We start from the raw sequence: 24,499 nt of genomic DNA on the forward strand, positions 1-24,499 counted from the left end.
CCCTACACGACGCTCTTCCGATCTGGATTGAAAAGAAGAAAAATAAGAATTGACAAAGATGGAAGACACTCCTATAATACGTTTAGATCAACATCTAAATATGGAAATCAGAAAGGAAAACAGAAATGAACAAATCAATCAAAAAAGGATTTATCGGACTTTTACTGATGTCCGTTGTCTTGAGCGGCTGTCAGAAAACACAGGCTCCCGCCGAAAGCAATCAATCGGGAACAGACGTTCAGGATAAGGTGACGGGCAGCCGGGAGGAGATCGCCAAAGCGTATGTGGAAACACTGGGGGCCGGGGATTTTGACAAGCTGCTGCAGGGATTTGCCTATGATGAACAGATGCAGAAGGCATCCTCGCAGCTGCAGGCTTCGCTGGAACCTTCGCTGAAGCAGCTGGGGGCATTAAAAGAAATCCAGATTGTCAATGAAATTAAGCAGGGAGGCTATATCATCGTTCAGGTTCCCGTGTTGTTTGAAAATCAGAACCTGTGTGTGAACGTCGTGTTTGACGATCAGGATCAGATCGCAGGCGTGAACTTCTCCGAATACATTGAGCCGAGCAACGTCGCGGCGCTGACGCTGCCGGAAGGGACTGCAGAGCAGGAACTGACGCTGACGATGCGCGATGGCAAGGATTTACCTGCCACCTTAACACTGCCCCAAGGCGATCAGCCAGCGCCTGTTATTATTCTGGTACATGGCTCAGGACCGAATGACCGCAACGAAACACTGTATGGAAACACCGTATTTCAGGATATCGCCTACCGGCTGGCCGAGCAGGGCATCGCGACTGTCCGCTATGACAAACGGACCTTTGTTTATGGCGCTGAATGCGCCGGGGACACACAGTTTACAGTGGAACAGGAAACCATCCAGGACGCCGCAGATATCGTTGACCTGATTGCCAAACAGCCGGAGATTGATTCGTCAGCGATTTATGTTCTGGGCCACAGCTTAGGCGGCTTATGCATGCCGCGGATCGCCGCGGAAACTCCGGAGGCAGCGGGCTATATCATGATGGCCGCACCGGTAACGGATCTGGCTTCCTTAATGAAGATGCAGTATGAGCATTTGGCGCAGTTCATGAATACAGATCAGGAAAAAGCGTCGATGGATGCGATGATTGCCGAGCTGGACAAGCTGCAGCAGCTGGACTCTTTGCCGGAGGATGAAGCGGTGGCTGGCGCCTATCCGGCCTATTGGAAAGATCTGTTGTCCTATGATCCGATCAAAACCGCGGAAACGATCACCAAACCGGTGTTAGTGCTGCAGGGCGAGGAAGATTATCAGGTGCCGCTGCAGGAATTTGAAACGTGGAAAACGGCTTATGGCGAAAAGGCTAACTGGACATTTCATAGCTATTCCGGGCTGTCGCATTTGATGATGCCGGGCGACTACAATGCCAATCCAAACACCTATTACATGCAGAAAGCGGTCGTCGATCCGCGGGTGACGGACGATATCGCAGCCTTTATCCACGCACAGAAATAAGGCTTCAAACTGTCAAGAATCGTAAGCGGATGCAAAAAGCTTGAAGATTCAGTTGATGAGAAAGAATGCAAATGAAGCGGAGATGAACTGATCAGACCGCCCGGGATGACCGCGGCTTTCTGAATCCGGTAAACTCCGCTTTTTGTTTTGGTTAAAGCCAGTTGACCGCTGAGAAAGATCGTTCATCTATTTCATGATCGAAGTCCTTTTGAAACCCAGCGTGAAATTCCATGGTTTCCGGGCGGTCTTTGGTTGTAACCCCTTGCAGCTTTCGATATAATTAAACGTAAGGAGGACCTAGAGTATGAAAACATATTTAGGAATTGATTTAGGGGGAACGAACGTCCGCGTTGCCAAAGTGACGCGCGACGGGATTGTTTTAGCTGAAGTAAAACATCCGTCGCTGGCGCAGGAAGGACCTCGCAGAGTTATGGACAACATGATGGAAATGATCCGGGAGATTCCGGGGTATACTGAATGCGAGGGGATCGGCGTGGGCGTGCCGGGGCCGGTTGATACGATCAAGGGAAAAATGTTGATGGCAACGAATCTGCCGGGGTTTGAGCTTTATCCGATTGCCGCGGAGTTGACGCAAAATTTCAACATGCCGGCCTACGTTGATAACGACGCTAATGTCGCCGGTCTGGCGGAAGCGCTGGTCGGCGCTGGAAAAGGCCTGCCCGTCGTCTATTACGTCACGATTTCTACCGGCATCGGCGGCGCGTTAGTCGTCGACGGCAAGGTTGTCAGCGGCAAGCATGGTCATGCCGGGGAAATTGCGAATATCATCATTGACCGCAATCGTCAGAAAATCAATCATTTGAACATCGGCGCGGTGGAGAATGAAGCCAGCGGTGTTGCGATTACCCGCAAGGGCAAAGCGCTGTTCGGCGATCAGATTCGCCATGCCGGGGATGTATTTGATTTGGCGAAGCAGGGCAATCCGCAGGCCCAGGCTGTCGTTGACGATATGGCCTACGATCTGGCTGTAATGTTCTCGGTCATCGCCCATGTCGCCGACCCATGGATGTTTGTGATCGGCGGCGGCATGATGCAGTCCAAGGATGTCTTCCTAGATAAAGTTGTCGCTAATTTCAAAAATCTGGTCCATATACCGATGCGCGATACCTTGTTTGAAGTGGCAAAGCTGGAAGAACCAGGAATCATCGGCGCGGCGATGCTGCCGATCTCCCACGGAAACTAACATCATAGAAAGAAGGAATAACCTTGGTTTCAGAAAAATGCCTGCGGCAATATGCCGAATTGGCAGTTCGGCTGGGCGTCAATGTTCAGAAAGGGCAGATGCTGGTAATTAAGGCGCAGGTCGATTCAGCGCCGTTTGTCAGAATGTGCGTCGAAGAAGGCTATCGTGCCGGAGCGGGTGAGGTCATCGTGCAGTGGCTCGATGATCAGATCACCAAGCTGGACTATCAGTACGCGGAAACGCCGGTGCTGCAGCGGGTTCCAGACTGGCTGATGGCGCGGGAACAGGAATTTGTCGACCGCGGTTACTGCATTCTGCATATTGACTCGAGTATCCCGGGCATCATGAAGGATGTCGATCAGGACAAGGTCCAGCAGGTCGTCACCGCGCGCCGCAAAGCTCTGGAAAAATTCCAGAACTACACGATGGCCAATCTCGGTCAGTGGTCGATCGTCGCGATTCCAAATCCGGAATGGGCGCTGAAAGTCTTTCCGCAGGAACAGCCGGACACCGCGGTGGAAATGCTGTGGGATGCGATCCTGGCTTCCGTTCGGATTCAGGATCAACAAGATCCGATCCCGTTGTGGGAAAAACATAACCGGCAGTTGTCTGAGCGCAACGACTGGCTGAACCGCCAGCGGTTTGCGGCGCTGCATTTTAAGAATCAGAAAGGTACAGATCTTATTGTAGAGCTGGCCGAGGGCCATCTCTGGGAAGGCGGCTGTGAAAAATCGCAAAGCGGTGTGGTCTTTAATCCCAATATGCCGACCGAGGAAAATTTCACAATGCCGAAAAGAACCGGGGTGCGCGGCAAAGTTCAGGCGACAAAGCCGCTCAGCTATCAGGGAAAGTTGATTCAGAATTTCTGGATCGAATTTGAGGAGGGCAAAGCGGTGCGCTGGCATGCCGAGGAAGAAGAAGCCGCCTTAGCCAGTCTGATCCAGTTTGACGAAGGCAGCGCTTATCTCGGAGAAGTCGCATTGATCGACGTCGATACGCCAATCTCACAATCCGGGATTTTGTTCTACAACACCTTGTTTGATGAAAACGCCAGCTGTCATCTGGCTTTGGGAAGGGCTTACCCGATGAATATGGAAGGCTCACAGTCGATGAGCGAAGAGGAAATGAAGGCGAAGGGCTGCAATTTCTCAATGGTCCATGTCGATTTCATGTTCGGCAGCGACGACATGCAGATCACCGGCGTGCATGCGGACGGTTCCGAAGTTGTTTTCTTTCGCGACGGCCAGTTTTGTATTGAATAAAGAAGTGTTGAATATGAGAAAGGACGTTGCCTGGCGGCGTCCTTTTTCACAAGAAAAGACAGATCCGGGATATTCAAGGGGATAATATCCGTGATATACTGGAAACATTGAGGTGGATGTATGGAAAAGGCATTGACAGAAATTATTAAATTTAATGAAGAACGCGACTGGGATCAATTTCACAGTCCCGAGAATCTGGCCAAGTCGATCGCAATCGAGGCTGGCGAGCTGTTGGAATGTTTTCAATGGGGACCGGATTATGATCATCAGAAGGTTTGCGAAGAACTAGCGGATGTCATGAATTATTGCTTGTTGATGAGCGATAAACTCGGGGTAGACGCCGAAACGATCATCCTGCAGAAGCTTGAACAGAATCGAAAAAAGTATCCGGTAGAAAAGGCTAAGGGAAAAAGCACCAAATACGATCAGCTGTAAGGAGGAAACCTGAATGGTCAGAATCAAAACAATTCCATTTAACGAGCAGGCCCTGACAGCGGCTAAAGGCATCACTCAGGCAATTCAATACCCTTCAGTTTATATTCTGTCGGGCAAAAATGAAGCCTATGTCGGGGAAACAATTAATATCGCCCATCGGCTGCAGCAGCATATCCGCAACGCCGACCGCCGCCGGCTGGATCAGCTCAGAGTGATCATGGACAAACAGTTTAATAAATCCGCGACAACGGATATCGAGGCTTCATTAATTAAATATCTGTCGGCTGATGGCCAGTTCAGGCTTCAAAATGGAAATGCCGGTATCCGGGATTATAATTATTATCAAAAAGACAGGTATAAAGAAAAATTTGAGGAAATATGGCGGATGCTGATCAAGCAGGGGATTGCGCAGCACAATCAGATACAGATTGAGAACAGCGATCTTTTTAAGTTTTCTCCCTATAAATCATTAACAGATGATCAATATAAAACTGCTGAAAGCTTGTTTGATTCCTTGCTTCAGCATTTGCGCAAAAGCGAAGAAGCTGTGTTTTTAGTGCATGGCGGTGCGGGAACCGGAAAAACTGTGCTGGCTGTTTATTTGATGAAATTGATGTCAGATATCATGGCTGAACATAACGAAATGGAGGAGGAGATAGAAGAAGCAGAAGATGAGTTTTCATTTCAGAGCTTGTATTATTTAAAAAATGTCAGAAGCTTAAAAATTGGTCTGGTCATCCCAATGACTTCGCTGCGGAAAACATTGAAAAGAGTCTTTAGACAAGTCCAAGGTCTTCGGTCTTCCATGGTGATTGGACCTTCAGATGTGATTAAATCGCATTATGATGTGCTGATTGTGGATGAGGCACACCGGCTTCGTCAGAAGAAAAATATCATGCCTGGACACCACAAAGTTTTTGACCGGATTAATGCGAGTTTGGGATTAACTGACGGAAATGAACTGGACTGGATTCAGCGCTGCAGCGATTATCAGATTTTATTCTACGATGACACACAGTCGATAAAACCAACGGATATCGATCAGTCCGTGTTTCAGAATCTGGTTCAGAAACAAAATACGGAAGAATATTTCTTAACGTCACAAATGCGTGTCGCGGCCGGACAAGATTATATTGCCTATATCGAGAATATATTATATGAATATGGAAATCCAAAGAAAAAGGAATTTAAAAATTATGAATTTCTTTTGTACGATCACATCCGGGATTTAACGGCAGTGCTGAAGCAAAAGGAGAAAGAAGTGGGTTTGTGCCGCCTGGTGGCAGGATATGCCTGGAAATGGAAAACACAGAATCATTCGTTGGATCAGATTCGTGATCAGCAGCTTTATGATATTGAGATTGAAGATGAGCGGTTTATTTGGAATTCAGTCAATGAAGACTGGGTTAATTCTGCGAACGCAATTAATGAAGTTGGGTGTATTCATACGGTTCAGGGTTATGATCTTAACTATGCGGGAGTGATCATTGGTCCGGAGCTGGGGTATGATGAGCAAGCAAGCAAATTGTAGTTCATTCGGATCAATATTTTGATCGCTTTGGTAAAGCCGCGATTCATGATGAAGAAATTTTGAAGAAATATATTCTTAATATCTATAAGGTTTTACTAACGAGAGCCATTAGGGGAACTTATGTTTACGTTTGTGATCCTGCATTGAGAAATTATTTTAAAACTTGGATAGCTTCTGCGGATGCGGTGCGAACCTGAAGTGAACATGAAATCCCTGGGAGGTTCGCACCGGGGACTTTGTAAAATTGTTTAGATTATAGTAAAATAGTATGGTAAAAGGGCAGAATTTTTACTAATCTGATGATAGATTCTTTTTAAAGATACATCCAATTAGCATAATGTTACTTTTTTGCAGTCGCAAGCTACATGCTTGCGTGGATTGAAATGCCAAGTGTTTGACAGCGTGGTTATTTGTGAGTGGTCGCAAGCTACATGCTTGCGTGGATTGAAATTTTTCCGGCCGCAATGTCCATCATTATAAAAACGTCGCAAGCTACATGCTTGCGTGGATTGAAATAAACCTTGCTGTGTTTCTGTTTTTCTGACTGATACAAGTCGCAAGCTATATGCTTGCGTGGATTGAAATGGCGAGCAGTATGACACGCTGATTGTCTTTAAACGTCGCAAGCTATATGCTTGCGTGGATTGAAATCTCGGCCTGAGTTTTGGTCTTGTCGATTTGTACGTCGCAAGCTACACACTTGCGTGAATTGAAATTCCATTCGCTATCCAGCGAGCGCTTAGCGCTTTCCGTCGCAAGCTACATGCTTGCGTGGGTTGAAATGACCTACTCATTACGAATGAATTGCTCTACCAGCGTCGCAAACTATATGCTTGCATGAATTGAAACATTATTATTTTGTTGTAGTAGAAAAAGCATGCCTGAGGAGCCGTGCTTTTTTACTGTTGATTGGACGTTTAAGCTAATTTTAAACATTTATTAAGCTCATCTCTTAAATGATTAAATTCCCGAGAAAATTCCGGAATGAAATAAATCTGTGAAAACCTGGGATTTATCCAACTTTTCTTGGATTGCACGGAGGGGAATGGTATAATCAAAAAGGTGATTATACATGTTTCATACTTCCGATTGTAAAAAATTTAAACGATGTCAGAAATATTTCTGGCTTTCTAAAAAAGAACCGACGCCGCCATTCTCTCCCTATGTCAGGATGGATGAGGATTTAACGGCGCTGGCCTGCCGGAAATTAGAAATTAAAGAATACTTTCAGGGGGTTCGCGGCGATGATCCGCAGCGGGCTATGACAGCGCTGGAAGAATCAGAATGGCTGGTATCCGCCCGCTTTGAATTCCATCAGCTGCGTGTCAAAATTCCCTTTCTTCACAAAACAGATGCCGGCTGGGAAGTCTATTTTCTGTATGGCGGCCATCTGCCTAAAGAAGACGAAGCATTTAGTTATATGCTAAGCGTCTGGGTGCTGGAAAACCTTGGCCTTGCGGTGAATTCCCTTTCTGTGATCCATCTCAATCCCGATTATATCCGGGGGAAAGAATTAGATCCCCAGGAACTCTTTATTATTTCCGATCGGTTTTATAACGAAGCCGGACGTCCGGCCCGAAGGCTTTCAGAAGCAATCGAAAAGCAGAAGATTGAAGTCCAGCCTATGCTTGACGAAATGGAGCGGATGCTTGAGCTGGAAGAACCTGAATCTGTGAAAACCAACCGCTGCACGCGCCGTAATAAATGCGTTTACTATGAACGCTGCTTCCCGGAAGAAAAAGAACTCGATCCTGATTCAATCCTGACGCTGGTTTCATCTCAATATAAAAATCAGATGGCAGCGGAAGGCCGGTTAACACTGCAGGACGCAGACCTTGATCGGATTGAAGGGACCCGCCAACAATTCGCTCAGATCAAAGCCGCTCAGAATGGCGGCTGTTACATTGACTATTTTGGGTTGAAAACCTGGCTCGACGGCGCACTGCAATACCCATACTGCTTCCTCGACTTTGAGTGGGAAACCTATGCTGTGCCGCCGTATGAAGGAATGCGCAGTTATCAGGTGTTGCCCTTTCAGTATTCGCTGCATATTTTAGAAGCAGACGGGACGCTGACCCATCGCGAGTTTATCGGCGTGCACGACTGCCGGGAAGATTTTGTCGAGAAGCTGCTGCAAGATCTGCCGCCAAAGGGCAGCGTGATCGCCTACAATGCCGAAGGCGCGGAAAAGATCCGGCTTCAGGAGCTGGCCGCCCGGTTTCCTAAACGCGCGAAACCGCTGATGAAGATTTATGCCCGCATGGTCGATCTGGCCTTTCCCTTCCAGGCCGGTCTGTTCTACGACACGCGGATGCGCGGCTATTATTCCTTGAAAACACTGCTGCCGCTGTTTGATGAAAACCTGACGTATCAGGATCTCGACATCCATCAAGGCATGGACGCCGTCGTCCAATGGCGGAATCTTGATCAAAATAACGATCAGTCCGATCATCGGGCGATTCGTGATCATCTGCTTCAATACTGCGGATTGGACACCTATTCCATGATTATCGTTATGAACGGATTGAAAAAGAAACTGGCGGAATGGGAAGTCCGTCATCAACAAAAAGAAGCGGCAACAGCCGCCGGAAAGGGGATTGAAGATGAAAATTTTTGATTTGCACGCCGATATTGGCTGGGACATTCTGCGCAAGCACGAACAAGGAAGAACCCATGTATTGAGAGAAGAACATTTGCCGAAGTTGCTGAAGGGCGAAGTGCTCGGCGTTGGGATCGCCAGTTATTTTGAAGGCTCGGAGGACTGGGATCGGATGCAGAAAATGGTGCTCGCAGTCCGGCAGGAAATTGAAGAAAACCTCGATGCCGTGACCTGGGTAAAATCCAAAGCTGATCTGGAAGAAACCGGCAAGCCGCTGGTTGTGATGACGGTTGAAGGCATGTGCGGAATCCGGGATCAGGCTGAAGAAAAAATTCAGTGGCTCTATGATCAGGGCGTGCGCATTGCCTCGCTGTGCTGGAATGATGAAAACGCACTGGCGACCGGCGTGAAAGGTACCGTTACCCGCGGATTAACCGGGGAAGGCCGCAAGGCTGTTCAAAAAATGGACGAGCTGGGGATGATTCTCGACGTATCGCATACCAATGAGAAAACGTTCTGGGATATGGTGGAAGTGGTCCGCGGTCCGATGATTGCCACTCATTCCAACACCCGCGCATTGTGCGAAGTACACCGCAACCTGACTGATCAACAGATCATGGCGATCGCCGCGAAGGGAGGCGTGATCGGCCTGAATGCCGCGAGGAACTTCATTGATTCCAATCCAGAACATCAGGATGCCCTGCATCTGGCGGCGCACGGCCGTCACATTGCCGATCTGGTCGGCGTAGAGCATCTGGCCGTCGGCTTTGATTTCATGGATTTCTTTGAGGATCACGCGACGTCGATGGGCCGCGATCTGACCAGCGCCCTTCAGGCACAGAATCTGATTCAGGGTCTGCGGGTACAGGGCTTTTCGGAAGCGGAATGTCAGGCGATCGGTTATGACAACGCCTTGCGGGTCTTACGGCAAACGTTGAAACAATAGAATGTTAAAAAAAGGGCTGATTTACTGAAATCAGCCCTTACTGCTTTCAGTATAACATGAAAGAGCCGGCGTTTAAAGACTGATTTTTTTCTTTGAATCCGCTTATACTAAAGGTACATCAAAGGAGGAATTATCCATGAAATTTGAGATTGTCGGAAAAAATGTCAGCATCACGGAAGCAATGAGGCAGAAGATCGAAAAGAAATTGTCCTTTCTGGACAAATACCTGTTGATCGATCCTGAAACAAGAGCCCGTGTTGTTGTCCGCACTTATCCTCTCACACAGAAAATTGAAGTCACGATCCCTACCAAAGTCGGGATCTTGAGAACAGAAGTCGAACATGAAGATTTATATGCGGCGATCGATTTGGCGATTGATAAGCTGGAAGATCAGGTTCGTCGTCAGAAGACCCGCCTGTCCCGCAGGCATCGTGAAAAGCTGGCGCTGAGCTTTGTCGAACAGGACAATGGAAAGCTGGATCAGGGCGATATTGCGGTCAGAACCAAGACGGTCAAGGCGCAGCGTATGGATCTGGAAGAAGCGATTATGCGGATGGAAATGCTCGGTCATTCCTTCTTTATCTATACTGATGAAGAAACCGACAGCATCGCCGTTGTTTATAAGCGCAACAGCGGAGGTTATGGTCTGCTGGAAACGGAAGACGAAGAATAGATTACAGGGAACGGTGAGCACCGTTCCTTTTTTCAGCTTTCGCTATGGGTCTTAAGTGAATAAACTGTCACTTTCTATTCAAGCTGTCCGTCATTTCAAATCTTGATTTTCAGGGTATACTAAAATTTCAGAATTATGTTTATAGAAGGGATTTGAGAACTATGGGAATGGTCATTGGAATCACCATAATCGGCCTGCCGCTTTCCTGCCTGATCGCCGGTTTTCTGACGCGCGGCATTCGTCAGCGCAAGGATTTGACAAAGGTGCGCAAAGGATTGATCTGGGCAGGGGCATCCTATGCTCTTCTGGTATTCTTTGCGACGGTAGGACTGGATCTTATTTTATTCGGGCCCTCTGCCTTTCATCCGCCAGTGCATTTGATCAACGTCGTTCCCTTTGTCTGGATTCAGGAAACGTATCAGATGGGGGTTGCCCGGATGATCGAACAATTATTGCTGAACATCGCAATGTTTGTTCCGCTCGGATTTCTGGCGCCGGTCTGTTTTCCGAAGTTCCGCAAGTGGCGTGTCTGTCTGATTTGGCTTATGGGGTATTCTTTGACGATTGAAATCCTGCAGTATTTTATCGGCCGGTCTGCCGATATCGACGATCTGATCATGAATACGCTGGGCGGAATTTTGGGCTGGCTGATCTTTTGCGTGGTACAGCGCACGCGGGCAGGGAAAAATTGCTGAAGGAGACTGGAGGATGGAATTGGAATGGCGGCCGCATCAATCGCAGATCGTCCAGTCAGGGCTGTGCATTACACGCAGCGAGGCGGCATGAATCGGATGGATTTGCCGACCGCCGCTGCTTTCAGGAGGAAGAACAAGTGCTGAACAATTCGTCAATCGGCATAAAAGCGAAATGAACTTTCACAGACGGGGCGTGCAAAACGACAAAAACTGCCTGCTGCTTTTTCTATCATAGAACGTAGAGAAAGGAGAAAAGCGTGAACAGTTATGTGGAAGTAACCGTGATTCTGGGAACGATCCTGAACGGCTCAGTCTGGCTGACCTCGGCGTGGCTGTGCCGGCGTCCGGTCCGCCTGAGAAGAATTCTGATATTGTGCCCGCTGGCGCCGCTGGCTGCCTGTCTGTGCTGGTTTGACGGCGCGGTCTGGCTCTGCGCCCTGAGCGAGCTGATCAGCGTTCTGATCGTTTTCTCATTTGGAATGCAGGCGGCGGCTTTTGCCTGGGGCATGCGGTTTCTGATCGAATTCGGATTAATGAAGCTGTGGCAAGGATCGCTTGTGCATTTCCAGCTGTTTTTGCCTGCTTCGTGCTGGCAATGGACGATTGCGGCCGGGATGCTGCTGGCGTGGGATTTTATCCTTCAGCGTAAACTGGGCCGGGGGTTAGCGGAAACCGCGTTTTTGTATCCGGTGACGCTGCAGGCGGGAGCGTGTGAACTGGCGCTCTCCGGTTATCTGGATTCGGGCAACAGCGCCGTCATCGAAGGCCGCCCGCTGATTTTCTGCACCCGCGAAGTCAAGGGGCAGCTCAACTGGGATCCAGCTCGCCCGCTGCCGGTGGAAACCGTTGCGGGTGTCCGGGATGTGGCGGCGATCAGCGCTTCGCTGCAGATTCAGGGCGGATGTGCCCAGCCGGTCTGGCTGGCATCCAGCGAAGCGCTGGATGGCTGCGGTTACGATACATTGCTGAACGTCACGCTGTTTACAGGTTACAGATAGAATGAAACGTTGGTTATTCAAATTAAAGGCTTTTCTGTTCGGAAAACGAAGTCGTCAGGTTCACTTTATTCAAGGTAACGACGTTCTGCCGCATCCGCTTGCCCGCGATGAGGAGGAAGCCGCGCTGATCGCACTGGAAAATGGCGATCAACAGGCCCGCGATACGCTGATCGAGCACAATCTGCGTCTGGTCGTCTACATCGCCAAGCGTTATGAAACCAATCCGATTTTCATGGAGGATCTGATCAGTATCGGGACGATCGGTCTGATCAAAGCCGTCAACACGTTTAAGCGGGATAAAAATATCAAGCTGGTTACCTATGCCTCGCGCTGCATTGAAAATGAAATTTTGATGTTTTTGCGCAAGAAAAGCCGGCGGAAAACCGAGATCTCATTCGACGAGCCGCTCAACGTCGATTACGATGGCAACGAACTGCTGCTCTCCGATATTTTGGGAACGGAAGGCGATATCGTTGCGGAAAGCTTCTATGCCGAGGAAGACAAGCGCCAGCTGTTAAAAGCCATGAGCAAGTTAAAAGAAAACGAGCGGATGATCCTGGAAATGCGTTATGGCATCAACCATGAGGAACTGACGCAGAAGGACATTGCCGATCAGTTGGGAATCTCGCAGTCATATATCTCAAGGTTAGAAAAACGAATTATCCAAAAGCTTCGAAATCAGTTGATCAAGCAGGAATAAAGCGCGGATAAACCTTGACAGAGACTAAATGAAAAGGCTACAATGAACACGACGGGGGTGGCATCATGAATCGTGTTCGCGAGACAGTTAATGGTTTGCTGGTTGAAGTATTTAACCATATTTTATTTATTGAAGAACAGTATATGAAGCATCAGGGTGTCACGCTTTCCATGACGGAAGTTCATATTCTGGAGAATGTGGAAAAGAGCGAAACCAAGACACTGGGCGATGTCGCGCGGCTGCAGATGGTCACGCCGGGCACGCTGAGCGTTGCGGTGAATTCGCTGGTGCGCAAAGGGTATATCATGAAATGCAAGGATCTGCAGGACAAGCGCGTCGTGCGGCTGCTTTTGTCGGCCAAGGCGAACGAGGTGCTGCGGATTCATCATCGGTTCCATGAGGAAATGGTCGACAGCTGCATCGTCGATCTGGATCTGGAAAAAGAGGAAGTCATGATTGAAAGTCTGGAGAAGATTCTGAATTACTTCCGCCAGGAACTGGAAAAAAACGAGAAGCCAAAACGTCGTCCAACTGCGGGAAAAAAAGGAAAACCGAAAGATCCGGCGTAAATTTGTTCAGCTTCAGAAATGTCTGATTGATCACAGGAGATCTGCTGCAAAGCGGGTCTTTTCTTTTTGTTGACAATCATTGCCTCCCTGTTACAATGAAATCATCAAGAGTGAGGGAAGCGAGGAAGAGAGGCATGACATTACCTATCATCACCGTCAGCCGTCAATATGGATCGGCAGGACGGGACGTTGCGCGCAAGGTGGCGGAGGCGCTGGAAATTCCATATTATGACAAAGAGGTCATTTCGATGACCGCGGCGCAGACGGGATTTTCAGAGGAAGTCGTCAGAAATGAAGAAAGAAAGCGTTCCGTGCTGAGCAATCCATTGTTCAGTTTAACGCAGATGATTGACGTTCAGGTGTTTATGACGCAGTCCGAAATCATCCAGCAGCTGGCGGTGCAGCCGTGCGTGATCGTCGGCCGGTGCGCAGATTATGTTTTACGGGACAAGGAGATTCTGAGCGTTTTTATCAATGCGCCGCTGCCGGACCGGATCGAGCGAGTCAAGACGTTTTATAACCGCAAGGAACGCGATATCCGAGCGCTGGTGCTGCGGACGGATAAGGAGCGCAAGGCTTATTATGAGTATTACACGGATAAAAACTGGGGCGACAGCGGGTCCTACGATCTGATGATCAACAGTTCGATCGGTCTGGATCTGGCCAAAGATCTGATTGTGCTCGCCGCTCAAAACTGGCATGGCTCGCAAACAAAATAATATCGTTTAAAATGCCGGAGGCATGGAATTCCTGCTTGTAAACAGGGAGCCAGCTTCCGGTTTTTACCTCGCTTTTTTTGCGTTGGAAAAAGATGACATCAGCCCGGAAATCGCAGTTGTCCTCCAGACAGTCATGGGTGAATCATCGAAATGGCATCTCTTTGAATAGTCTGATTCGAGCCGCGATCTCGGTGGCGAAAGAAACTTTATTTTCTTGAAAAAGTTCCAGAGATCTTTTCGCCGGGATTTTTCTTCGCTGCCGGACTTTCATGAAATTTGTTCAGATGATCATAATAACCCTCATTCTTCTCTCTGTGTTTTCATCAGCCTGAAATTTCGGTTTCTAGAGATTCGGCAGGAGGATTGCTTTGAACTCCGCCAGGCTGGACGTATTTTTTACCCGGCTGAGAATTTCCGGGTTCTCAAACAGGGACAAAATCGATTCATTGATCGTCAGAAGAATCTGCTTGTCATACTTGTTGATCGCAATCAGAAGCATGACGTTGACAAGATTGCTTCCCCAGGTTATTCCGCCGCGGCTGACCGCCACGCCGATCTTGGTCTGATAGGCGTCCATGTGCACCGAATGGGGAATCGCAATGCTGCCGAAGGCTGTGGATGACGCGTTTTCCCGCTTTTTGACAAACGATTTGAACGAAGCGGAAACATAGCCGAGTGCCTCCATTTTATCGCAGACCTGTTGGATGACGTCTTCCCGGCTTCCATTTTCGGTCACAAAGAACAGCTCCGGATGGAAGTAATGATCGAAATGATTAAAAATCAGCTCTTTCTTTTTCGCCTGCTGGATTTCATAAATCTTCTCCCGAATCTCATTTTTCTGTTTATCAAGCTGAAACGGCAGAATCAACAGCGAAGGATAGTTATAATTCCGCTCATCCTGAATCATCGTGATCAACAGATCAAACGTTTGTCTTTCCAGTTCTTCATAGCTGGAAACAACGGCGTCAATCGTGATCTCATCGGCGTAGTCCTGCATCAACTGATCATAGATCTTCGTTTCCAGGCCCAGATAATCGGAACACAACAGGACACATTTCAGCTTATCGTACGAGGAATTCTGGCGGTCGATTTCCGTGCCGACATGCAGGAAGATAAAGGCGACCTCATCCTCCGCGATCGCAACCTGGTAAATCTCCGATAGCCGCAGCGCGATGAAAATAGCGATGTCATAGATGATCGGACAGTCCTGCTTGATTTTCTCCGACAGCGGGTTGCGGTTATATTTTCCTAAGGAAGCCCGCGTGATCAGCGCTTTGATATGCAGGCCGAACGGGATGATAAAGCTCTCATGCTTCAGGTCGATCGAATACAGCTGCGAAACCTCCGCCATGATTTTCACGATCACGTCCAGCACATCTTCGCCGATTACTTCCCGCAGTTTGTCATAATTGGAATCGACCAGATAATTGATATTCGTCTTAAAAAAGATATAAATCTCATTTTTTTCACAGGCGTTCAGCGTGATACTGAAATCCTGCTCAATCCGGTCGGAAAGTTGTCTGACCAACGCCAGCTCGTCCGGATTTTTCGTCATGATCTCGCGGATTTCCGATAAAGAATTGCCGGTTTTCACCCGCTCGATCAGAATCGCAAAATGCAGAAGCAGATTGGTATAGGAGAAGTTATTGAGATTGTACGTCCCCTGCTTGAAAAAGTCGTTGAGAATCTGCGAGATCTTTTCGATTTCCGCGGGACTGAACGACTGCTTCAACGTGTCCAGATCCAGAATCCGACTGTGCGTTTCCTGCCGGATGATGCTTGAAAGCAGGGTGCGCTTGTCTTTCTCTGAGCCTTGAATCTGAATCAGATCGTTCTGCGTCGAAAAGTGCACGTGAAAGCTCTGATACAGCGTGTTCATTTTCGCCAGGTCGCTTTTCAGCGTCGAATAGCTGATAAACAATTCGTCGCACAGATCAAAGGTATTGAGCGGCCGGTGTTCGATCAGAATTTTCTTAATGATATAGACGGAACGCTCCGCATAGCTCATCGCGAAGGTCTGCGGTTCATCCAGAAATGACAGATCGCTAGTTTTTAACGCAGTGTATCCCTTGTTGGAGGAAAGCACAACCTTCTGATGCGCAAGCGCGTTGATCTCCTTGACGTACATTTTAACGGTCCTGACGGAGACGTTTAAGACGTCGGCCAGCTCGGCGGCCGTGCAGGGGACGTTCTGTTCCCATAAATAAAGAATCAGATTTTTCTTTTTGTTGATCGTCACACTCTCACCGGCCTTTTTCCTATGATCTTATTATAAAGGTAAAGATATTCTTGTTCAATTCATTCCCCTTCACCGCAGGGTGCAGAGGTCCTGGCCTGAGCTGTCGGACATGCACCTCAGCGGGCAAAGGACTGGTTGAGGGGAAAGGACAGACAAATTATAATGAATTTGCGAGTGAGGGAAGGAGAAAAAAATATGGAACCCATTCAAGTCTTATTGTGCTGCGGCGCCGGCTTGTCCAGCGGCTTTCTGGCTCAGGGCGCGCGTAAGGTCGCCAAGAAAAAAGGCCTTAACGTAAAAATTGAAGCCAAGAGCGAAACCGAGGCGGTTTTGTATCTGCCGAAGATCAACGTCCTGCTGCTGGCCCCGCACTATGAAAACTTCAAGGCTAAATTCACGGAATTGGCTAAGCCCTACAACGTTGCGGTCGGCGTCATTCCGCAGAAGGTCTACGGCAGTCTGGATGGCGAAAAGCTGATCGAGCTGGCGATAAAGCTGCATCAAAGCCGCCAGGAAAACCATTGATTTCACCAGGGGAGGAAAGATTATGAAACGTTTTATGAACTGGCTGACCAATTCCTTTACGCCAACGATGAACAAGTTCTCACAGAAACCAGTCGTCGCCGCCTTATCCAGTTCGATGCAGAAGATCATCCCGTTTATTCTGACCGGATCCTGCATCCATCTGTATAATGTTCTGCGCTCGACCATTCCGGCGCTGCCGAACTTCATCCGCATCATCAACTTCTCCTTCGGCATGCTGGGGCTGCTGACCGCCTTCATGGTCGCCAACCAGATGATGGAGAAGCTCGGCCATACCCAATATACGATCAATGCCGGATTAACCGCGATTTCCGTGTTCATCATGTTTATCAAGCCGGTCATCGACGCCAACGGCATGTTTAGCGTTGAGTTCAACCGCTTCGGTCCAACCGGCATCATCGTCGGCATCGCGGCCGGCTACATGGTGTCGATTCTGTTTCACCTGGTCGGCAGACTCAATCCGCTGGGCGATTCCAGCCTGCCGGATTTTGTGATCGGCTGGGTTCAGAATATCATTCCGATCATCACCTCGATCGGCCTGACCGTCTTCTTAACCTTCTATCTGAATATTGATCTGTTCGCATTGGTGCTGCTGGCCTTCTCGCCGATTCAGAACTTCGGTCAGACGCTGCCGGGCTTCGTCCTGCTGATCTTCTTAATGACGTTCTTCTATACGCTGGGCATTTCGCACTGGCTGTGGAACGGTGTGAAAACGCCGATCTTCATGGCCGGCATCGCCGCTAACATTGCCGCGGTGGAAGCCGGGCTGGCGCCGATGAACATCGCAACCAACGAAGCGGTGTTTACGGCCGGTCTGATCACGATGGGCGGCATGGGCGCAACGCTGACGCTGAATCTGTTGATGTGCTTCTCAAAATCCAAGAGTCTGAAAACGGTTGGCCGGCTGACAATTCTGCCTTCGATCTTCAATATTAACGAGCCGATCATGTACAGTGCCCCGATCGTCATGAACCCGCTGCTGATGGTGCCGATGTGGATCAATTCGATCACCGGGCCGCTGGTCGTGTGGTTTACGATGCGCAGCGGGTTATTGAATATCCCGTCCAAAATGATTCAGGTCGGTCAGATTCCTGCGCCGCTTTCAAGCGTGATGATCACCGAGGATCTGCGGGCGATTCTGGTCTACGTCGTATTATTCCTGATCTATCTGGCAACCTGGTATCCGTTCTTTAAGGTCTATGAGAAACAGCGGATTGCCGAGGAACAGAGTGAAGCGCTCAACGGTTAAATCTGCGGAACTGACCGGCAATCCCTTCATCCGGAAGGCTGATATAACTTCAAGCTCCGACTATTTTCATAAAGAAAGGATCGACATGATGACATATTCAAACGAGGAACCGCTGGAACCGACGGAGGTTTCAGAAATTGACTTAAATCAGGTGGCGATGCAGATCATCCTGCATTCGGGCAGCGCGAAAACCCTGGCGGACGAAGCGTTTCAGCTGGCCAAAGAAAAGAAATTCAAAGAAGCCTACGCAAAAATGGAACAGGCGGAAACCGAAGGCATCCTGAAAGCGCACCAGGCTCAGACGCTGGTGATTCAGGAGGAAGCCCGCGGTCTGGCGCACGTGCCGTCGCTGTTGTTTACTCACGCCCAGGATCATTTGATGACGACGATGTGCGAGGTCAGCCAGATCAAGCGGCTGATCGAGCTGTACGAACTGATCGTTGGTCCGCAGTAATTCAAAACAGGAGGAAACCCGATGGAAAAAGAGAAATATAAGTTTCCACAGGACTTTCTGTGGGGCGGCGCAACGGCGGCCTGTCAGATCGAGGGGGCTTACGATGTAGACGGACGCGGTCTGTCCACATCGGACATCCATCAATACAACGATCAGCTGGACCGGATCCGCTACCGGAAGAAGCTGGTGGAAAACGAACATACCAGCGCGACCCTGGCGGCGGCTGTTGCCGATCAGGAAGGGTACTATCCGAAGCGTTATGGGAACGGCTTCTATTACCGCTATAAGGAAGACATTGCGCTGATGAAGGAAATGGGCATGAACAGCTTCCGGTTTTCGATCGCATGGCCGCGGATTTTTCCCCGCGGGGATGAGCGGGAGCCGAATGAAAAGGGCCTGCAATTTTACGACCGGGTGATCCGCGAGGTGATCGACGCCGGCATGGAACCGATCGTCACGATGTTTCATTACGATATCCCGCTGCCGCTGTTGACAGAATACGGCGGTTTCAAGAATCCGCAGCTGATCGAATTCATGGTCCGCTACGCCAAGGTGCTGTTAGACCGCTACGGTCATCTTGTCAAATACTGGATTCCGTTTAACCAGACGAACTTGGTTCAGTATTGTTCGTTTAAGTCGCTGGGGATTCTGCGGGATAAAACTGAGAATCTGATTGAGGATCAGTATATCGCGATTCATCATCAGTTCCTGTGCAATGCTCAGATTAAAGCGTATGCGAAGAAGATCAATCCCGAAATTCAAATCGGCATCATGCTGGCGGACTGCACCTACTATCCGGCGACCTGCCGGCCGGAGGACATTGTGTTTGCAATGAAGCGGGTCCGGATGCAGTATTTCTATGCCGATGTGCCGCTGCGCGGGGAGTATCCGGGCTTCATGCTGAGATACTTTAAAGAGAACGACATTCACGTGGATATCACGGAAGCGGATAAGGCGCTTTTAAAGGAAAATACGCTCGATTTCCTGGCGTTCTCGTATTATTATTCGCGCACACTCGATTCGCAGAAGAACACGATGGACCCGGCTTCGATCAGCGAGAATCCCTACTTAAAGGCGAACGCCTGGGGCTGGACGATCGATCCGCTTGGCATGTACAACGCGATCAGCCAGTATTGGGACCGGTATCAGAAACCGATCATGATCGCAGAGAACGGCTTCGGCTATGAGGATGTTTTTGTCGATGGGACGGTGCACGACGATTACCGCATCGACTATCTGCGTCAGCATATTCAGGCGGTCGGCGAAGCGCTGCAGGATGGGGTGAAGGTCTTGGCCTATCTGCCGTGGGGACCGATCGATCTGGTCAGCTCCGGAACGGCGGAGATGAGCAAGCGCTATGGCTTTGTTTACGTCGATCTGGACGATCACGGAAAAGGCACGGGCAACCGGTTTAAAAAGGATTCCTTTGCCTGGTATCAGAAGGTGATTGCCAGCCGGGGATCGGAGCTGTGATAATTTTCAGATAAAAGAAGGCCTTTTGTTGACAAAAGAAGGAAAGGAAACCGAGATTGGCGGCGTGAGGCTGCCCAGCAGAAACAACTTGCGGGAAGACCGCAGGGTCTTTCCTTTTTCAAGCTGACAGTCAATGAATTTGAAAAGAAACAGAACTGCGGGATGAAAGAAATCGGATTAAGAAAAATCCGAAATAAACGGCCGAATGAAAGAATAAAGAATCGGGGGATAAATTTTCCTGATTTTCATTTGAATCTGACAGACAGATGTCAACTTTCATATTGTATGATAAACTTACTAATAGAAAGCGTTCCCTGAGCTTTAGGGCAGGAACGGATGAGGAAATACGATGAGCCGGCCAACAACGAAACAAGACTTGATTCTCGCTGCGGATACCAATTATGAAAAGCTGCTGAACCTGATCGATACCATGACGGAAACTGAATTGAATACGCCGTTCCATTTTGAGCATGACGAAAAGAAAAAGGAAGCGCACTGGAAACGGGATCAGAACTTGAAAGATGTATTGATTCACCTCTATGAATGGCATCAGCTGCTCTTAAACTGGGTTGACGCAAATCAAAAAGGCGAGGCCAGGCCGTTTATCCCTGAACCCTATAACTGGAAAACCTACGGCGTGATGAATGTCGGCTTCTGGAAAAAACATCAGGCAACGACGCTGGAACAGGCCAGGAAACAGTTGGATCAGTCGCATAAGGCCGTCATGGCGCTGGCCGAAACCTTCACCAACGAGCAGCTGTTTGCCAAAGGCATCTATGCCTGGGTCGGCGGCAGCACGCTGGGATCCTATTTCATCAGCTGTACGTCCAGCCATTACGACTGGGCGATGAAGAAGCTGAAAGCCCATATCAAAAACTGCAAGGCTTGATTTTTCCTTGCGGAATGCAACTTTGCCGGCTTTGACTTCGACTGTGATACAATAGAACACAGAAGGAAGGCGAAAGCATGAAAGTGATTTATCATGTCGATGCGATGGAGGCCTGGGCGATGGCGCTGGGCAATGTCCGCAACATGCTGGACTGGCTGCAGCACAATCAAAAGGATTATGAAATTGAGGTGCTGGCCAACGGCCCGGCCGTTCGGGGATATCTGCCAGGGATTCTGTCTGATTCGCTCTATGTCATCATGGCGCAGGCTAAAGCGGAAGGCGTTGTCTTTGCGGCCTGTCATATCGCTCTGCGGGCTCAGGCGCTGGACCCAAAGGATTTGATAGAAAAGACGCTGGTGGTTCCCGCCGGGGTTATTGAGCTAGCTCAAAAGCAGCAGGCCGGTTTTGCCTATATCAAGCCATAGCGCCATCGTCCGCTGGGAAAAACGGAAGAAAGAACGGATCGCGGAACTTCGCGATCTTTTTCTGTTGGCGGACGGCGAATCGCTTAGAAGGAATGATCCGGCGATCATACGATGGGATAGGAAATCATGGATTTCTAAAGGAGGATCTCATTATGATGAATCATCTGCACAACGCGCAGTTTCGTCCCGGTCCTGACGATTCCCTGTTATATTTCACGCATGAGGGAAATGTCCGCTGGCAGGACCCGGCAACTCAGGGCTATCATGCGTGCGTGATGTCGCATACCCGACGCAACCGAAACACACAGCTGAACTATGCGCTGCCGATCTGGGTCAAAGACCGCAGCGAGCTGCATTTGAGCGCCTGGATGCGGGCGAACCGCAGGGTGCCGGTTCAGATCAGGCTGCGGTATCAGAAACAGAACGGAGAGTTGGTGAAGGAAGAACAAATTTCCCTGATCGCCGGCCCGGATTGGCAATGGAAATATCACAGCCGCCCTATCCCGGCGGGGGCGGAACAGCTTCGTTTGTCGCTGCATCTGGCGTCTGCCGCGACGCTGCAGCTGCGCGGCCCGCGGGTCTTTTTCTGGTGGTAACGCCTTTTTTGGGATGAATATGATATAATCCTGATGATACTCAGGAGGCAATCATGATCGAAGAAATCAATCCGCATCACTTTTACAATCAATACGAACCCCGGACGCCCCGGGCAACCGACCGAATTTTGACGTTTCAGAACGATCAGGCTGCGATGATCCGGCGGCCAGCCGGGCTGGACTTTCCCCAGTTTGCGGAACTGCCGTTTTCAGCAGCGGCGGCGCAGTCGTTGGTTTATCTGTTCAGAATTGATGAAGAGGCCTATTTTTTAAATGAAGCTGCGTTAGAGCTGCCTTCTCTGGAGTGGATCCCTGCAGCCCGATTCCGTGAGCTGAAGCCGAATTCACTGGCAATGGCCGGGATTACCGCGCTTCAGCTGCAGCGCTGGCGGAAAAGCCGGCGCTTTTGCGGTGTCTGCGGCTACGCGTTATGCGATAGTCAGCGGGAACGGGCCCGCGTTTGTCCGCATTGCGGCCATGTCGAATATCCGCAGATCTCGCCCTGTGTGATCACGGCGGTGATCGACCGCAGCCAGAACCGGCTGCTTGTCGTGCAGGGCCATTCGACAGGGCGGCGGATGGCCCTGGTTGCCGGCTACGTTGAAATCGGCGAAACGCTGGAACAGGCGGTAGTGCGGGAAGTCGCGGAGGAAGTCGGATTGCGAGTGAAGAACCTGCGCTATTATGGTTCACAACCCTGGGCGTTTTCCTCGACGCAGATGATGGCGTTTACCGCTGAATTGGACGGCAGTCCGCAGCTTACGCTGCAGGCGGAGGAAATTGCCGCTGCCCGCTGGATGAAACCGGAAGAAATTCTGGAAAATCCGGATCCGTTAAGTCTTGGTCATCAGATGATCGAAACTTTTCGTCAGGGACGATTATAGACGCTGACACTGGCGGCCGGACAGTTTACGATGTCCCGCTTGATCGCCAGGGGAAATTGATCCGGAAAAGAAGAACGACCGCAAATGAAAACAGGGACTTAACCCTGTTTTCATTATCTCGATTATGCCACCTGAATTAAGAAAAGCATACTCCTGCCGGGCACGAAAGCAAAACAGAATGGAAGCGTTGCTTCCGCCTGGCTACCAATCCGTCCGCACATCGTCCAGCCCGGATCGGCCGTTCTTACCGCATCCCGCCGGATTCGGCGTTTTCCATCAAACGGAGCTTTTGCTCGACTTCATTCTCAAGCATCGGCTTGCCAAAATAATACCCCTGGATCGTATCGACGTTCATCGGATATAAGATCTGGAATTCGGCTTCCGTTTCCACCCCTTCGGCGCAAACCTCAATGTTGACTTTGTGGCAGATTGCCACGATGAACTGAATAAACGATTCATCGAAATTGCTGGCGTCGACGCCGTGCACGAAGGCCCGGTCTATCTTCACGATATCCGCCGGCATCTTCTTCAGCATTTCCAGACTGGAATATCCGGTACCGAAATCATCCATCGCAATCCGAATTCCCAGATCATGAATTCGCTGGAACAGATGTTCTAAGGCATGAGCGCGCGAGGCGATCACCGATTCCGTCATTTCAACAATGATCCGGTGCGGATCGACCTGCGTTGCGGCGAGTGTCTCTTGCATATAATCAATGAAATCGGGTTCCGTCAACTGCAGGTAGGATAAATTGATGCTCATGGTCAGCGCCGGTTCCCGATTGGACCATTGTGCACATTTTTCACAAGCCTGCCGGAAAATCCATCGGCCGACTGGAACGATCATGCCGCTTTCTTCCAATAACGGGATGAATTCGTCAGGCGGAACATAGCCATACGGCGCCTTCTGCCAGCGGGCCAGCGCCTCAAAGCCAATCCACTGGCCGGTTGTGACGCTGACCTGCGGTTGATACATGAGAAAGAATCCGGCATATTCCTGCGCTATGGATTCGCGCATCTTTTCAATGATGCCCAGGGAGCGGATTTTGCGCGCCAGGATCTGCCGGGTGAAAAATTCCAGCCGGTTTTTTCCATTAAGCTTGGCCTGCTCCAGCGCGTAGCCGGCCGCTTTGACCAGCTCTAAAAAAACTTTGGCGTCCTGTGGATAAACCGCGCAGCCGGCTGAAAGGGTGCAATAGTAGCGCTGGCCTTCGTAGATCATCTGCTGATCAAAGGCAGTTTGCAGTTTTTTATAGATTTTGCGGATTTCTTCAGTCTGACAACCGCTGATCAAAATGCCGAACTCGTCGCCGTCCAGCCGGTAAACTTCGGCGTTTTCCGGAAGCAGGCTCATGATCCGCTGAGCGCTGATGCGCAGGACTTCGTCGCCGAAGCTGCGGTCGTATAAATCGTTGACGTGCCTGAAATCATCCAATCCCAGCTGCATGATCGCTAAGGGCGTATCCGGGCGCCGGCTTAACAGCCGCTGCGCTTCCTCCCGGTAGACCATTTTATTGAACAGACCGGTAATCCGATCAGTTTTGTTTTTCCGGCTCAGGTTGAAGATCAACCCGGCAAACAGCACGGGATTTCCATTATCATCAAAGATGACCTTGCCGCGGCAGCGGACCCATACCCATTCCCCGCGCTGGTTCAGGGCGCGGTATTCGACATTATGCGAGGTGGCGCGGCCGTCCAGAATGATCTGGTTGGCTTCCAAGAATGCCGCTTTGTCGTCGGGATGCACCTTTTCACCCCACACCGCCGCGGCGTTGCGTACAATCTGACCGGGCAGGCCGAATTCTTCAACCATCGCCTGGGGATAACGAAACACATCGTCGTGCATGTTGTTGATAAAGATATAATCGTCGGTGCTTTCCACCAGCGCATCATATAAATAAGCGGAATCGTAGAGAT

General features: G+C 49.7%; 24 protein-coding genes. 22 read left to right on the plus strand and 2 right to left on the minus strand.

The genetic code is table 11. The features are described from left to right. Positions 1-125: 125 nt before the first annotated feature. The 14 genes from AC5OW4_RS07910 (at position 126) to AC5OW4_RS07975 (ending at position 13,830) form a co-directional block, all read left to right on the plus strand. Positions 126-1,499, plus strand: coding sequence for an alpha/beta hydrolase (locus AC5OW4_RS07910; protein WP_195395460.1), 1,374 nt, complete (start codon positions 126-128; stop codon positions 1,497-1,499). A 304-nt stretch (positions 1,500-1,803) separates the two neighbouring features. Continuing rightward, the gene (locus AC5OW4_RS07915; RefSeq protein ID WP_195395459.1) at positions 1,804-2,703 is read left to right on the plus strand and encodes an ROK family protein; all 900 of its coding nucleotides are present in this window, start codon (positions 1,804-1,806) and stop codon (positions 2,701-2,703) included. Between the two features lie 23 nt (positions 2,704-2,726). After that, positions 2,727-3,965, plus strand: coding sequence for an aminopeptidase (locus tag AC5OW4_RS07920; RefSeq protein ID WP_195395458.1), 1,239 nt, complete (start codon positions 2,727-2,729; stop codon positions 3,963-3,965). Positions 3,966-4,085: 120 nt separating this feature from the next. After that, positions 4,086-4,400: a nucleotide pyrophosphohydrolase gene (locus tag AC5OW4_RS07925; RefSeq protein ID WP_195395457.1), complete on the plus strand. Its 315-nt coding sequence runs from the start codon at positions 4,086-4,088 to the stop codon at positions 4,398-4,400. 13 nt (positions 4,401-4,413) lie between these two features. Then, positions 4,414-5,931: a DUF2075 domain-containing protein gene (locus AC5OW4_RS07930; RefSeq protein WP_493676851.1), complete on the plus strand. Its 1,518-nt coding sequence runs from the start codon at positions 4,414-4,416 to the stop codon at positions 5,929-5,931. A gap of 59 nt (positions 5,932-5,990) precedes the next feature. Further along, on the plus strand, positions 5,991-6,128 hold the full coding sequence (locus AC5OW4_RS07935) for a DNA/RNA helicase domain-containing protein (protein ID WP_279121741.1): 138 nt from the start codon (positions 5,991-5,993) through the stop codon (positions 6,126-6,128). Between the two features lie 875 nt (positions 6,129-7,003). Beyond that, positions 7,004-8,548 carry a DUF2779 domain-containing protein gene (locus AC5OW4_RS07940; protein ID WP_229056719.1) on the plus strand — a complete coding sequence of 515 codons (1,545 nt, stop codon included), beginning with the start codon at positions 7,004-7,006 and terminating at the stop codon, positions 8,546-8,548. After that, entirely contained in the window at positions 8,535-9,476 is a 942-nt protein-coding gene (locus AC5OW4_RS07945; RefSeq protein WP_195395455.1) for a dipeptidase, read from the plus strand. Before AC5OW4_RS07940 ends, AC5OW4_RS07945 begins: the two co-directional genes overlap by 14 nt. A gap of 136 nt (positions 9,477-9,612) precedes the next feature. Next, entirely contained in the window at positions 9,613-10,149 is a 537-nt protein-coding gene (gene hpf, locus AC5OW4_RS07950) for a ribosome hibernation-promoting factor, HPF/YfiA family (RefSeq protein WP_072684922.1), read from the plus strand. A gap of 161 nt (positions 10,150-10,310) precedes the next feature. Continuing rightward, entirely contained in the window at positions 10,311-10,844 is a 534-nt protein-coding gene (locus tag AC5OW4_RS07955; RefSeq protein ID WP_195395454.1) for a VanZ family protein, read from the plus strand. A 257-nt stretch (positions 10,845-11,101) separates the two neighbouring features. Further along, the gene (locus tag AC5OW4_RS07960) at positions 11,102-11,842 is read left to right on the plus strand and encodes a sigma-E processing peptidase SpoIIGA (protein WP_195395453.1); all 741 of its coding nucleotides are present in this window, start codon (positions 11,102-11,104) and stop codon (positions 11,840-11,842) included. A 1-nt stretch (position 11,843) separates the two neighbouring features. Continuing rightward, positions 11,844-12,542: an RNA polymerase sporulation sigma factor SigK gene (gene sigK, locus AC5OW4_RS07965; protein WP_072684925.1), complete on the plus strand. Its 699-nt coding sequence runs from the start codon at positions 11,844-11,846 to the stop codon at positions 12,540-12,542. A gap of 65 nt (positions 12,543-12,607) precedes the next feature. Further along, positions 12,608-13,111 carry a MarR family winged helix-turn-helix transcriptional regulator gene (locus AC5OW4_RS07970; protein WP_195395452.1) on the plus strand — a complete coding sequence of 168 codons (504 nt, stop codon included), beginning with the start codon at positions 12,608-12,610 and terminating at the stop codon, positions 13,109-13,111. 134 nt (positions 13,112-13,245) lie between these two features. Then, complete coding sequence (locus tag AC5OW4_RS07975; RefSeq protein ID WP_195395451.1) at positions 13,246-13,830, plus strand: cytidylate kinase-like family protein; 585 nt, start codon at positions 13,246-13,248, stop codon at positions 13,828-13,830. 343 nt (positions 13,831-14,173) lie between these two features. Here the strand turns inward: AC5OW4_RS07975 and AC5OW4_RS07980 are convergent, their stop codons facing one another. Continuing rightward, complete coding sequence (locus AC5OW4_RS07980; RefSeq protein ID WP_195395450.1) at positions 14,174-16,069, minus strand: BglG family transcription antiterminator; 1,896 nt, start codon at positions 16,067-16,069, stop codon at positions 14,174-14,176. Positions 16,070-16,264: 195 nt separating this feature from the next. Here AC5OW4_RS07980 and AC5OW4_RS07985 point away from each other — a divergent pair, with 195 nt between their 5' ends. The 8 genes from AC5OW4_RS07985 to nudC all read left to right on the plus strand — a co-directional run bounded on the left by AC5OW4_RS07985 (position 16,265) and on the right by nudC (position 22,582). Continuing rightward, entirely contained in the window at positions 16,265-16,594 is a 330-nt protein-coding gene (locus tag AC5OW4_RS07985; RefSeq protein ID WP_195395449.1) for a PTS sugar transporter subunit IIB, read from the plus strand. 22 nt (positions 16,595-16,616) lie between these two features. Beyond that, positions 16,617-17,861, plus strand: coding sequence for a PTS sugar transporter subunit IIC (locus tag AC5OW4_RS07990; protein ID WP_195395448.1), 1,245 nt, complete (start codon positions 16,617-16,619; stop codon positions 17,859-17,861). Positions 17,862-17,946: 85 nt separating this feature from the next. Continuing rightward, positions 17,947-18,315, plus strand: coding sequence for a PTS sugar transporter subunit IIA (locus tag AC5OW4_RS07995; RefSeq protein ID WP_229056718.1), 369 nt, complete (start codon positions 17,947-17,949; stop codon positions 18,313-18,315). 21 nt (positions 18,316-18,336) lie between these two features. Then, positions 18,337-19,788 carry a glycoside hydrolase family 1 protein gene (locus AC5OW4_RS08000; RefSeq protein ID WP_195395447.1) on the plus strand — a complete coding sequence of 484 codons (1,452 nt, stop codon included), beginning with the start codon at positions 18,337-18,339 and terminating at the stop codon, positions 19,786-19,788. Between the two features lie 349 nt (positions 19,789-20,137). Then, entirely contained in the window at positions 20,138-20,677 is a 540-nt protein-coding gene (locus AC5OW4_RS08005; protein ID WP_072684932.1) for a ClbS/DfsB family four-helix bundle protein, read from the plus strand. A 77-nt stretch (positions 20,678-20,754) separates the two neighbouring features. Next, positions 20,755-21,102 (plus strand): DsrE family protein, encoded by a 348-nt coding sequence (locus AC5OW4_RS08010; RefSeq protein ID WP_195395446.1) that lies wholly within the window; start codon positions 20,755-20,757, stop codon positions 21,100-21,102. Between the two features lie 152 nt (positions 21,103-21,254). Further along, positions 21,255-21,698 (plus strand): hypothetical protein, encoded by a 444-nt coding sequence (locus AC5OW4_RS08015; RefSeq protein WP_195395445.1) that lies wholly within the window; start codon positions 21,255-21,257, stop codon positions 21,696-21,698. 53 nt (positions 21,699-21,751) lie between these two features. Next, positions 21,752-22,582, plus strand: a complete 831-nt coding sequence (gene nudC / locus AC5OW4_RS08020) for an NAD(+) diphosphatase (protein ID WP_195395444.1) — start codon at positions 21,752-21,754, stop codon at positions 22,580-22,582. Positions 22,583-22,826: 244 nt separating this feature from the next. Here nudC and AC5OW4_RS08025 read toward each other — a convergent pair. Further along, positions 22,827-24,499: putative bifunctional diguanylate cyclase/phosphodiesterase (locus tag AC5OW4_RS08025; protein ID WP_493676853.1), on the minus strand; the 1,673-nt coding region annotated here is incomplete at its 5' end.

Source organism: Holdemania sp., assembly GCF_986127675.1.